General features: G+C 60.3%; 9 protein-coding genes and 1 pseudogene. 3 read left to right on the forward strand and 7 right to left on the reverse strand.

What is annotated here, in order from left to right; genetic code table 11:
* Positions 1 to 47: 47 nt before the first annotated feature.
* Together xsc and pta are read left to right on the forward strand one after the other, a co-directional pair.
* Complete coding sequence (gene xsc / locus ACXYMP_RS15190; protein WP_458907325.1) at positions 48 to 1,823, forward strand: sulfoacetaldehyde acetyltransferase; 1,776 nt, start codon at positions 48 to 50, stop codon at positions 1,821 to 1,823.
* Between the two features lie 144 nt (positions 1,824 to 1,967).
* A complete protein-coding gene (gene pta, locus ACXYMP_RS15195) occupies positions 1,968 to 2,972 on the forward strand; it encodes a phosphate acetyltransferase (protein ID WP_458907327.1) in 1,005 nt (334 codons plus the stop codon).
* On the opposite strand, the gene ACXYMP_RS15200 is transcribed toward pta, so the two are convergent.
* From ACXYMP_RS15200 to ACXYMP_RS15220, 5 genes are all read right to left on the reverse strand, one after another.
* Positions 2,969 to 3,832, reverse strand: coding sequence for a phosphate acyltransferase (locus ACXYMP_RS15200; protein WP_458907329.1), 864 nt, complete (start codon positions 3,830 to 3,832; stop codon positions 2,969 to 2,971). The genes pta and ACXYMP_RS15200 overlap by 4 nt on opposite strands.
* 86 nt (positions 3,833 to 3,918) lie before the next feature.
* The gene (locus ACXYMP_RS15205; RefSeq protein ID WP_458907377.1) at positions 3,919 to 5,562 is read right to left on the reverse strand and encodes a sulfatase-like hydrolase/transferase; all 1,644 of its coding nucleotides are present in this window, start codon (positions 5,560 to 5,562) and stop codon (positions 3,919 to 3,921) included.
* A 147-nt stretch (positions 5,563 to 5,709) separates the two neighbouring features.
* A complete protein-coding gene (locus ACXYMP_RS15210) occupies positions 5,710 to 6,501 on the reverse strand; it encodes a metal ABC transporter permease (RefSeq protein ID WP_298566203.1) in 792 nt (263 codons plus the stop codon).
* Entirely contained in the window at positions 6,494 to 7,246 is a 753-nt protein-coding gene (locus tag ACXYMP_RS15215; protein ID WP_458907331.1) for a metal ABC transporter ATP-binding protein, read from the reverse strand. The genes ACXYMP_RS15210 and ACXYMP_RS15215 overlap by 8 nt, the downstream gene beginning before the upstream one ends.
* Positions 7,243 to 7,755, reverse strand: coding sequence for a Fur family transcriptional regulator (locus ACXYMP_RS15220; protein WP_458907333.1), 513 nt, complete (start codon positions 7,753 to 7,755; stop codon positions 7,243 to 7,245). Before ACXYMP_RS15220 ends, ACXYMP_RS15215 begins: the two co-directional genes overlap by 4 nt.
* Positions 7,756 to 7,816: 61 nt before the next feature.
* Here ACXYMP_RS15220 and ACXYMP_RS15225 point away from each other — a divergent pair, with 61 nt between their 5' ends.
* Positions 7,817 to 8,734: a zinc ABC transporter substrate-binding protein gene (locus ACXYMP_RS15225; RefSeq protein WP_458907335.1), complete on the forward strand. Its 918-nt coding sequence runs from the start codon at positions 7,817 to 7,819 to the stop codon at positions 8,732 to 8,734.
* A gap of 31 nt (positions 8,735 to 8,765) precedes the next feature.
* Here ACXYMP_RS15225 and ACXYMP_RS15230 read toward each other — a convergent pair whose 3' ends face one another.
* Both ACXYMP_RS15230 and ACXYMP_RS15235 read right to left on the reverse strand, forming a co-directional pair.
* Positions 8,766 to 12,353 carry a hydantoinase B/oxoprolinase family protein gene (locus ACXYMP_RS15230; RefSeq protein ID WP_458907337.1) on the reverse strand — a complete coding sequence of 1,196 codons (3,588 nt, stop codon included), beginning with the start codon at positions 12,351 to 12,353 and terminating at the stop codon, positions 8,766 to 8,768.
* A 58-nt stretch (positions 12,354 to 12,411) separates the two neighbouring features.
* Positions 12,412 to 12,717: pseudogene (locus ACXYMP_RS15235) on the reverse strand (hypothetical protein); the annotation flags it as partial.

The following is a 12,717-nucleotide window of genomic DNA, read 5'->3' on the forward strand; positions in this document are numbered from 1 at the left end:
TCACGCGCGACCTCGGTCGCTTGAACCGTTTCCAAGGGAGAGCCAAGATGAAGATGACGACGGAAGAAGCATTTGTGAAAGTGTTGCAGATGCATGGGATTGAGCATGCATTTGGGATTATCGGGTCGGCCATGATGCCGATCTCGGACATTTTTCCCGCAGCCGGCATTACGTTCTGGGACTGTGCCCATGAATGCTCGGCCGGAATGATGGCCGATGGCTTTACCCGAACAACCGGCAAGATGTCGATGATGATCGCCCAGAACGGCCCGGGGATTACCAATTTCGTGACGCCCGTCAAAACGGCCTATTGGAACCATACGCCGCTTCTTCTTGTTACCCCGCAGGCTGCGAACAAGACCATTGGTCAAGGCGGCTTTCAGGAAGTCGAACAGATGAAATTGTTCGAGGACATGGTCGCTTATCAAGAAGAAGTCCGCGACCCGACCCGCGTGGCCGAGGTTTTGAACCGTGTGATCATGAATGCGCGGCGCGCAAGCGCACCTGCGCAGATCAACATCCCGCGTGACATGTGGACCCAGGTTGTCGACATCGACCTGCCGGCAATCGTCGCATTCGAGCGCCCCGCTGGCGGTGAATTGGCCGTGGCGCAGGCGGCTGACCTGTTGTCGAACGCCAAGAACCCGGTGATCCTGAACGGCGCTGGAACGGTGCTTTCGAAGGGGGGGATTGCGGCCTCTATGGATCTGGCTGAGCGTCTGGATGCCCCTGTCTGTGTTGGCTACCAGCACAATGATGCGTTTCCCGGCTCGCACCCGCTTTTCGCAGGTCCTCTTGGTTACAATGGCTCCAAGGCGGCGATGCAGTTGATCTCAGAAGCCGATGTCGTTTTGTGCCTTGGAACGCGGCTCAACCCGTTTTCGACCTTGCCGGGGTATGGGATCGACTATTGGCCCACCGAGGCAAAGATCATTCAGGTCGATATCAATCCTGACCGGATCGGTCTGACCAAAACGGTCAGCGTCGGCATCGTGGGTGACGCCGCCAAAGTCGCCAAAAGCCTGCTTGCCCAGCTGTCCGAAACCGCTGGTGATGCGGGCCGTGAAGACCGCAAGACACGGATTGCACAGAAGAAATCCGCGTGGGCGCAGCAGCTTAGCTCGATGGACCATGAAGACGACGATCCGGGCACCACATGGAACGAACGCGCCCGCGACGCCAAACCCGATTGGATGAGCCCGCGCATGGCATGGCGCGCCATTCAATCCGCCTTGCCGAAAGAGGCGATCATCTCGTCCGATATTGGCAACAACTGCGCGATCGGAAACGCCTATCCGTCCTTTGAAGAGGGCCGAAAATACTTGGCGCCCGGCCTGTTCGGGCCGTGTGGCTATGGGCTGCCGTCGATTGTCGGCGCCAAGATCGGCCACCCCGATACGCCGGTGGTCGGGTTCGCGGGCGATGGCGCCTTTGGGATCTCGGTCAATGAGCTGACGGCGATCGGGCGCGAGGAATGGCCCGCGATCACTCAGGTCGTCTTTCGCAACTACCAATGGGGGGCAGAGAAGCGCAACACCACCCTGTGGTATGAGGACAATTTCGTCGGAACCGAACTGGACACCGAAGTCAGCTATGCCGGGATTGCGAACGCCTGTGGCTTGCACGGTGTCGTCGCGCGCACGATGGATGAACTGACAGCGGCGCTGGATCAGGCCATCAAGGACCAGAAGGCGGGCAAGACGACGCTGATCGAAGCCATGATCAACCAGGAACTCGGCGAACCCTTCCGCCGCGACGCGATGAAGAAACCCGTTGTGGTCGCCGGCATCAGCAAAGCCGACATGAAGCCACAGAAAGTCTGATAAGATCAGAGTGGGCGCTATTCCGGCGCCCGCTCACCCTGCCCGGCCCACTGCGCCGAAGGCGCCTTTCGCTCACGTCGCGTGACCCGGTCAGCCCGTTTTGGCAGCCCGACAAACTGCCCGAGATGCAGGAAACGAGGCCCTATGAAACCGCTGGAAACGTTATTGCGAAACGCAGCACGGTCGCAACACCGGATTATCCTGTCTGAAGGCAGCGACCCCCGTGTTGTGCAAGCCGCACATGATGCGACCACGCAAGGTATTGCGAAGATCAGTTTGGTTGGCGAGCGCACCCAGATCGAAGCGCAATTCGCTGCGTTGGGATTGCCGCTGGGCCGCGATATTGAAACCCTCGACCCCGCCGACGCGCCGTGCTCTGGCGAACTGGCGGCGCTCTACTACAAGCTGCGCAAGCATAAAGGTGTCAGGGAAGAGGACGCGGCCAAGGCTGCTCTGAACCCGCATGTCTTCGCCGCTTTGTTGGTGAAAGCCGGTCACGCAGACGGCACGGTCGGTGGTGCCGTTGCAACCACCGCCGAGATCGTGCGCACGGCGATACAAGTCATCGGCACCAGACCGGACACGCCGTTGGTATCAAGCTTTTTCCTGATGCTTTTTTGCGAAAAGCATCACGCCCGCAAGGGGGCGATGATCTTTGCAGACAGTGGGCTTGTCGTAGACCCGACCGCCGAGGAAATGGCACAAATCGCCTTGTCGTCGGCTGTCTCGTTCAAAATCCTGACCGGCGAGGCGCCGCGGGTTGCCATGCTGTCCTTTTCAACGCTCGGAAGCGCCGAGCATAACGCCGTGTCAAAGGTGGTGACCGCCACGGCCATCGCAAAAACCCGCGCGCCCGATCTTGTGATCGACGGCGAATTGCAGTTCGATGCCGCCTTCGTCCCAGATGTCGCCGCCAAGAAAGCCATAGGTTCGCCCTTGGAAGGCACTGCCAACGTGTTCATCTTTCCCAATTTGGAAAGCGGCAACATTGCCTACAAGATCGCCCAACGGATCGGTGGTGCAACCGCCATTGGCCCGGTCCTTCAGGGCCTGTCGAAACCTGCCAATGACCTGTCGCGCGGGTGCACTTCCGAAGACATTCTGCACATGATCGCCGTCACGGCCGCACAAGCCAGCGACGTCAGCTAGGCCATGCGGTCACCTGCGATGGCCAACACCGTGCTGACGACGATGTCGTCAACCGTTGCGCCGCGCGACAAGTCGCATACCGGTCGCTGAAAGCCCTGCAGGATCGGCCCATAGGCGCGCGCGCCGGCCAGTTCGACCATCAGCTTATAGGCGATATTGCCTGCATCAAGGTTGGGGAAGATCAGGACATTGGCGTGCCCGCCCGCGCCCGCGCCCTTCTGGCGCGCGACCGCTTCGTTCAGGGCTGCATCTCCCTGTAAGGGTCCCAGAAAGCCGGTCGCCTTCGCCGCTTCTTTCACCTTTTCAACGGATGCCCCCACCCCGGATGCACCGGTGGAATACGACAAGAACGCCACGTCGCTCTGCCCCAAAAGCGCTTGAGCTGACCCTTTCGAGGCGCGCGCGATATCTGCAAGCTGTGCGGCATCCGGGTCCACATTGACGGCGCAATCGGCGAAGATCAGATTGCGCCCATCGGGCAGCACCATCAGAAAGAAACTTGACGGCGTTTTGATCCCCTCGGCCAATCCGATCACGATCGAAGCGGCTTCGATGACCCGTTTGGTTGGCGCCACTGCCCCGGCCACCATCAGCTCTGCATCCCCGCTCGCAACCATGGCCGCCGCGCGCATGAGAGGGCGCTGCAGCAGGCGGATGGCGACCGTTTCGCGCATAGGACGTTGCGCCAGCAGAGTTTCCAGATAGCGTCCGGATGCTGGCGCCAAGGGCACAGGTTGGGCCAGCCCCTCTTGCGCCAGCCGTCGCCCAGCGGCCGCAATGCGCGGGTCGTCGCCTTCGGGCAACACAACACGGGCTTTTGTGCTGCGTGCGATATCAAAAGCGCGGTCAAGGACGGACATGGATGCTCCTTGCAGGGGCTGGGCGGGCCTGGCGACCCTGACTGTCAGACCAGTAAACCTTTGCGCGGGCCCAGATCAAGCCTGCGCTAGTCATCGCGAAAATGGGCTGGTGACGGGCCGCGATACTTGACCGTCAACGCCTCGTCGACCTCTGAGCCGTCATAGAGGAATGGCAGGATACCGCGTCGCATCGACCGCCCGCGCGCGCCAATGATATCACTGTCCGACTTCGTGACGCGCTGGGACATTCGGCGCCCCCATTGGGCAAGATACCCATACAGCCGGTCAATATTTTCACGATGATTGGTGGTCTTGCCCAGATCATGAAATTCATCCGGGTCAGCCTGCAGATCAAACAACATGGGGCGAAATCCGCCTTCGGCATGGATCAGCTTGAACCGGCCGTCATAGACCATGAACAGCCGCGCGTCGCGAGGGGTCAGCCCCAAGGCGACACATTGCGGGGTCGAAGAATAGTCGTATTCGCTAATCACGAACGTGCGCCAGTTCGGCTTTTCCCCCTGCAACCAAGGCATTAAAGAGCGTCCTTCAATGATGTGATCTGGCACCATTCCTCCCGCAGCCTCGACAAAGGTGGCCGCAACGTCGATGCTTTCCACCAGCGCGTCGCAGGTCGAACCACGTGTCGCATCGGCCGTGCTGCGCGGGTCATAGATGATCAGGGGGATCTTGACCGAGGGTTCGTGAAACATATCCTTCTCACCCAGCCAATGGTCACCCAGATAGTCCCCGTGATCCGAGGTCAAAACGATCATCGTGTTGTCCATCCGGCCGGTGGCCTCAAGGTGGTCCAGCAAGACTCCCAACTGATCGTCGCATTGCTTGATCAATCCCATATAGGCCGGGATCACCTTGTGGCGAACCTCGTCGCGCTGGAAGGCTTGCGCGACCTTGTTGTTCATGTAGGCCCCGAAAACAGGGTGTGGGTCATCTCGTTCGCTATCGTGGCGGGTGGCGGCTGGCACCTGGTTGGGGCCATACATGTCGTGATAGGGCGCAGGCACGATATAGGGCCAGTGCGGCTTGATATAGCTTACATGCGCGCACCACGGCCCGTCGGCCTGATCGATGAACTCGATCGTTTTTCGGGTAAGCCAAGGGGTTTCGCTGTCCTGCTCGTGGATGTTGGCAGGCTGGTCGGCATTGCGGAACATCCATCCTGACGCGATGTCCCCATCTGCGGTGCGGCCTGCATTTGCGAAATCCGCCCACGGGTTCTGAGATGGATAGCCCTTTAACTTTAGGTATTCGTTATAAGGCGATCTTTTTTCGTCATAAAACCCATCCGGCCCTTCGGCCCACAATCCGTCATCACGGATCCAGCTGTCAAAACCGCATTCGGCCTGTCGCGCGCCAATGACGGTATCTGGAGACAGCCCCAGCCGCGCCATGCCGTCCGCGTCGGCCTTCATATGTGTCTTGCCGATCAGCCAACACGCCATACCTGCGCGGCGCAAATGATCACCCATGGTCTGTTCGCCCACGCGCAGGGGAAAGCCGTTCCATTGCGCACCATGCGACGAGGTATATCGCCCGGTATAGAAGCTCATCCGGGAGGCACCACAAATCGGGGACTGCACGTAGGCATTGGTGAACCGCACGCCCATCGCCGCGACGCGATCGAAATTCGGTGTCTCAAGGTGCGGATGGCCGGCACAGGACAGATAGTCAAATCGCAACTGATCATACATGACAAACAAGATGTTCATCTTCTGCGCAGCCTTCGCCTCTTGTCCTTCAGACACATCCAATTCCTTCTTTGGTCGCAATGGGTTGCCAGAGTCTGGCACGCCCCTTTCGTAAACCTAGCATCTGGGCGCGGTCAGGTTCACCCCATTTTCATAATCGGTCCCGTTTCATGCTGGCCGCGCCGAACGCAGCGCCATCATGATTGCATAAATCAGCGTGGCGGCAACGATGATCGAAGGCCCCGCAGGCGTGTCAAACCGCAACGACCCCCACAGCCCAGACAGCGTCGCGCCCCACCCGATCAGCACCGCAACAACAGCCATCACGGCGGGGCGATGCGCACGCTGGCGTGCGGCTGCGGCAGGAATGATCAGCATGGCCGACACCAAAAGCGCGCCGACGACCTTCAAGGACACCGCAACGACCAACGCAAGGGAAAGCGTCAAAACGAGGCTCTCTCGGCTTGGGTTGATGCCAGAGGCAGCCGCCAAATCCGAACTGAGCGTTGAGAGGAGCAACCGCGACCACCGCCAGACGATCACTCCGGCCACGGCGACAGAGCCGCCCCAGACCACCAACAGGTCAGATCGCGTGACGGCCAGAATATCGCCAAACAGAAACGCAGAAAGGTCGACCCGCACCCCCGGCGCAAAAGAGATAGCGACCAGTCCCGCCGACAATGCCCCGTAGGACAAGACCCCTAGCCCGGTATCGGCAGACTGACCCCGTAGCGTCATCCAGCTGACGGTCAGGGCCATGGCCAGCGCCACGATCAAAGTGCCCAGCAAAATGGGGAACGACAATAAGAGCGCAAGCGCGACCCCCAAAATGGCGGCATGCGCGGTTGCATCACCAAAATACGCCATGCGTCGCCATACCACAAACGCGCCCAGCGGACCGGTGGCAATTGACAGCCCGATCCCCGCAGCGGCGGCCCGGATCAAGAAATCATCAGGCATCTTGCACCTCGTCTGGCGCCGTATGGCTATGATCGCAGGCGGCATGGTCATGATCATGGTCGTGCTGATAGAGCGCCAACGCGCCATGCGTCCCATGCCCGAACAGCGCGCGATACTCTGGCGCTTCGCGCACCACATGGGGTGTGCCTTCACAACAGACATGTCCGTTCAAACAGATGACCCGGTCCGAGGCGCTCATCACCACGTGAAGGTCATGCGACACCATCAGGACGGCCACACCGGTTTGCCGCCGCACGGACTCGATCAATTGATAAAAGGCCGCTTCGCCCATTTGGTCCAGTCCTTGCGTTGGTTCATCCAACACCAGAATGTCGGGATCAGACAGCAATGCGCGCGCCAAAAGCACGCGTTGCAACTGCCCGCCCGACAAATCGGCGATCTGCTGCCCCTCCACGCCGGAAATCCCCACTTTGCGCAGCACCTCGGCCTGCGCGGCGGGCGAATGTGCTTTTGGCAAGTCCAGAAAGCTTGACACTGGCATCGGCAAACTGCGGTCCAGCGATAGCTTTTGTGGCACATAGCCGACCACCAACCCCGGTTTTCGCTGAACGCTTCCAGACCCCGGCAAGATCCCCAGCAACGCACGCAGCAATGTAGATTTGCCCGACCCATTGGGACCGACAATGGTCACGATCTCACCCTTTGAGATTGTGAAATCCACATGCTCAAGCACCCGCTTGCGCCCGTGTGACACCGTCAGGTCTTTCGCTGTGATCAAGCTCACTGACCCTGCCCCGCGTGGCAAGTCGGGCACAGGCCCATGGCTTCGATATTGGTGCGCTCGACAGCAAAACCCAGTGTGCGGCCAAGGTCGTCAATTGCCGCGCGCACGGATTGCTCCGGCGCTTCGGCCACCGCGTTGCAGGTCTTGCAAATGAAGAATACCGGGGCGTGGTGTTGCCCGGGATCGGTGCAGGCGGCAAAGGCGTTCAACCGGCGAATACGATGCACCAACCCTTGTTCGGCCAAAAAATCCAGCGCCCGATAGGCGACGGGCGGCTGGCTTCCGAACCCTTCGGCGGCCAGACGCTCCAGCACATCATAGGCGCCCATCGCGCGATGTTCTTCCAGCAAGATTTCCAGCACCCGCCGCCGCACAGGCGTCAGACGGGCGCCGCCTTCTTTGCAGAGGGTTTCCGCGCGGGTCAGCACATCTTGGGTGCAGGCGGCATGGTCATGGCTGTGAAACGCACAGGAAGGGTCGGGGTTTGGCATAGGGTTTGACACCATCATTGAGTTATACTATCACTTTTTGAGATAGTATTACATCACACATCACCCGACAAGGACCAACATGTATAGAGCTCTGTTTCTTGCCGTCTTGCTGGGTGCCACAGCGGCCCGCGCCGAAGCACCGCGCGTTGTCGCCGACATTGCCCCCGTCCATTCTTTGGCCGCGCAGGTGATGGACGGGGTGGCGACCCCGACCCTTTTGCTGCCACAAGGCGCGGACCCGCACAGCTTTCAGATGCGCCCGTCGCAAGTTCGACATTTGTCTGGCGCAGATCTGGTCATTTGGGTCGGGCGTGACATGACACCTTGGCTGGAACGTGCGCTGACAGGGACTGGGGATGCGGCCTCGCTGTCGCTGTTGACGGTCAAGGGGACACACCTGCGCAAGGGTGACCAAAGTCACGACCACGATCATGGCGACGATCACAATGACGATCATGACAGCACGCCGCAGGACGGCGCACGGGTCGATCCGCACGCTTGGCTGTCGCCGGAAAATGCCGCAATCTGGCTTCTTGCGATTGCCGATGAATTGGCGGCGCTGGACCCGGAAAACGCCCAAACCTATCAGAAGAATGCAGCCCAAGCGCGCGCAAACCTGATCCAGATGGACCATGAAATACAGCAAATTCTGGCCCCCCTGCGCACCGTCGGGTTCGTGCTTTATCACGACGCATACGGGTATTTCACCGAGCACTATCAGCTAAACGCCCTTGGTTCAGTCCGCGAAAGCGACGCCGCCCCGCCCTCGGCGGCACGGCTTCGACAGATCACCGATCTGATTGCCGCGGGCAAGGTTGCGTGTGCGTTTGCCGAAGTATTTCAGGACGAACAGGTCATGGCGACACTGGTTGAAGGCACGCCTGCAAAGCTTGGCCTACTGGACCCAAGTGGGGCGACGCTCCCGCCAGGGGTAGACCATTACGACGCCCTTTTGCGCGGCCAGTCAAAAGCCTTCCTTGACTGCTTGTCACCGTAAGGGAACGTCCGCGCGTTAGGGCGCGTCGCTCTCACGCTCGCCCCCAACCGCCTCCGCCGGGTGTGCGCATCTCGAACAGATCGCCAGCGTCAAGCGTGATCTCGCCATTGCCCGGCATCTCGATACGCGTGCCGTCCGCTTTTTCTGCGGTGTTAATCCCGACAGCGCCCGGGTCTCCGCCCTGTCCGCCGAACGGTGGCACCACGCGGTGCGAGCTGAGCGTTGTGACCGTCACCGGCGCCAGAAACCTAAGCCGCCTTTCGACGCCATTTCCACCGCGCCACTTGCCGGCGCCGCCAGACCCGCGGCGGATCGAAAAGGATTCCAATCGGACCGGAAAGCGCTTTTCCAGGATTTCCGGGTCCGTCATGCGCGTGTTGGTCATGTGGCTTTGCACTGCATCGCAGCCGCAAAACCCCGGCCCCGCCCCCGTGCCGCCCGCGATGGTTTCATAGTTCTGGAACGCATCATTGCCCCATATGAAATTGTTCATGGTGCCCTGACTGCCTGCAATCACGCCCAACGCGCCATAAAGCGCATTACAGGCGGCTTGACTGACCTCGGTATTGCCCGCGATCACCGCCGCAGGATAGACGGGGTTCAGCATGCAGCCTTCGGGCACGATGATCTGAAGCGGGGCAAGGCAACCTTGGTTCAGCGGGATGTCCGCACCGACCAGCGTTCGGAACACATAAAGAACCACCGCTTTGCTGATCGAAAGGGGGGCATTGTAGTTGCCCTCTTGCTGGGGCGATGTGCCGCTAAAATCGACGCAGGCGGACCGGTCGGCATGGTTGACACTGACCCGCACTTTGATTTCAGACCCGCCGTCCATCGGATAGGTGAATTGGCCATCCTGCAGCCGGTCGATGACCCGCCGCACACTTTCTTCTGCGTTGTCCTGCACGTGGCGCATATAGGCCTGAACCACGTCGATGCCGTATTGTGCCACGACGCCCAGCAAGGCCTGCCGCCCGGTTTCGTTCGCGGCAACCTGCGCCTTCAGGTCAGCCATATTCTGATCGATGTTGCGGCAGGGGTATCGCCCAGAGGCCAAAATCGCGCGCATTTCAGCGTCGCGCAACCGCCCTTCGGCAACCAGGCGCGTGTTCTCGATCACGACACCCTCTTCTTCGATATGGCGACTGTCGGGTGGACCAGATCCCGGCGTGCGCCCACCAATATCGGCATGGTGACCGCGCGCGCCCAGCCAGAAGGCAATGTCATCACCGACAAACACCGGCGTGACCACCGTCACGTCTGGCAAATGCGTGCCGCCGTTGAAAGGGCTGTTTAACACAAAGGCATCGCCTGCGCGCACCGTGCCTTCGTTGTCGCGCATCACCGTGCGGATGCTGTCGGACATCGAGCCAAGATGAACCGGCACATGCGGCGCATTGGCCACCAGATCTCCCTGCCGATCAAATATTGCACAGGAAAAGTCGAGCCTTTCCTTAATGTTCACCGACCAAGACGTGTTCGCAAGCGTCGCGCCCATCTGGTCTGCGACCGACATGAACAGGTTATTGAACACCTCTAACAGAACCGGATTAGCATCGGTTCCAGCGGCGTGGGGGCTTTCTTTCTGCGATGTCCGTTCCATCAGCAGGTTGCCAACACTGTCTTGGCGCACTGTCCAGCCCGGCTCGACGATGTTGGTTCCGGTGGGCTCGCAAATGATGGCCGGGCCGGTGATCTGCGCATCTGCCTCTAGTTGCCCGCGATCAAAGAGCGACACATCGCTCCAGCCTGCTTCAGTTGCCATAGGCACCAGATCAATCGGATCAGGTCGGCCTTGGGTCGCGTGACCGCGCGGCGCCTCGGCTGAGGCTCCAATCGCTTCAACGGCCAGCATCTCGAACAAAATCGCGCGTTCTGGTGAATGAAAGCCAAACCGCGTGTCGTGCAGCGCCTCAAAGGTGCGACGCATCTCCTCTGCCGTGCCGAACGGCACTTCCAACGCCTGATGCGATCCCTCATAGCGAAGATGAGCGGCCTGTGCGACGCGCGCCTGCGCCACGCCCTGCGCCGAAACTTCATCTTGGGCGGCCTTGGCAAGGATATCCAGCCGAGCCTGCGCGACATCGAGCGCAGCCAGAGGTGCATCAAACTGCTCTTGCCGCAGCGCCCGGACTTCTGCCAGCCCCATCCCATAGGCGGACAAAACGCCCGCATATGGATGAAGGAAGACCCGCGTTATGCCAAGCGCATCAGCGACCAGACAGGCATGTTGCCCGCCTGCCCCGCCGAAGCATTGCAGCACATAATCGGTCACATCATGCCCGCGTTCGATGCTGATCTTCTTGATCGCATTGGCCATGTTGTCCACTGCGATGCGCAGAAAGCCATGCGCCACCTCTTCGGCGGGCGGGGCGGGTTGGCCGGTTTCGGCTGCAATGCGTGCGGCAAGTGCCTCGAACTGCGACCTTACAATGTCACGATCCAACGGCTCTGTTGCTGTCGGACCAAAGACATGTGGGAAATGATCGGGGTTGAGCCGCCCCAGCATCACGTTGCAATCTGTGACGGTCAACGGACCGCCGCGGCGATAGCAGGCCGGTCCGGGATTTGCTCCAGCACTTTCCGGTCCGACCTGAAAACGGCCGTCGCGAAACTGACAAATTGATCCACCGCCGGCGGCGACGGTATGAATATCCATCATGGGCGCGCGCATGCGCACCCCCGCAACCTCGGTTTCGAAGCTCCGCTCCAAACTGCCCGCGAAGTGACTGACATCGGTCGAGGTTCCCCCCATATCGAAACCGATCAATCGTTCAAATCCAGCAGCTTGCGCTGTTTTCACCATTCCGACGATGCCACCGGCGGGGCCCGAAAGAATGGCGTCTCTGCCCTGGAAGAATGAAGCATCGGTCAACCCGCCATTGGATTGCATGAACAAGAGCCGATCACAGGCCGCGCCGATATCCAGCGCGTCGGTGACCTGATCCACATAGCGTCGCAGGATTGGCGAAAGATAGGCATCAACGACGGTCGTATCGCCACGGCCCACAAGTTTCGCAAGTCGTGAAACCTCGTGACTGACTGAAATCTGTGTAAACCCGACCTCTTTTGCCAACTCAGCCGCACGGCGTTCATGGATGGGGTTGATGTATCCGTGCAAGAACGCAATCGCGACACCGCGCAGGCCGCTTTGGAACGCATGGTTCAGGGTCGCCCGCATAGCGGCCTCATCCATCGGCGTGACAACTGTTCCGTCTGCCGCAAGCCGCTCTGCAACTTCCTCCACTTGCGAATAGAGCAGATCCGGACGTTTGATTTCAAGATCGAATAATTTGGGCCGTGTTTGATACCCGATCCGCAACAAGTCGCCAAAGCCCTGCGTGATCAGCAGCAAGGTGTCGTCGCCCTTGCGTTCCAACAACGCGTTGGTGGCAACCGTGGTGCCCATCTTTACAGAGGCGATACTGCCAGCAGGCAGGGTCTCGGTCGGCTCTAAAGACATCAGATCGCGAATACCCTGGATCGCGGCATCCTGGTAGTGTTCGGGGTTTTCACTCAGAAGCTTGTGGCTGACCAGTCGACCGTCAGGTTTGCGCGCCACAACATCAGTAAACGTGCCCCCACGATCAATCCAAAACTCCCACTGCCCGTCCGCCATGTTGCTCCCTTTCGTTGACACAAGGGGTCGAACATGGCTTCGGAAATGTCAATCGGTCTCAAAACTCTTCCCACGCCTCGAGGTTTTGCTGTTCCGGGTCGGTTTGGGTGTCGGGCGGCGTGGTGGCCGGGGCGATGGCGAGGGCGGCGCCGGAATGCGCCACGGGTGGTGGGTTGGGCGCGGTGGCGCGGTCTGGCGCAGGGTCTTGCGCCGATCCGCCGAAGGGCGCGCCGGTCAGGATCCGCGCCGGGTCGGCACGCGCAACGCCGGTTTCAAACCGCGCCATGGTCGAGGTCAGCGCCTCGGCCTCGCGGGTCAGCGCGTGGCTGGCGGCTGTGGTTTCTTCGAACATGGCCGCGTTCTG

This window comes from Aliiroseovarius sp. CAU 1755, from assembly GCF_054482655.1.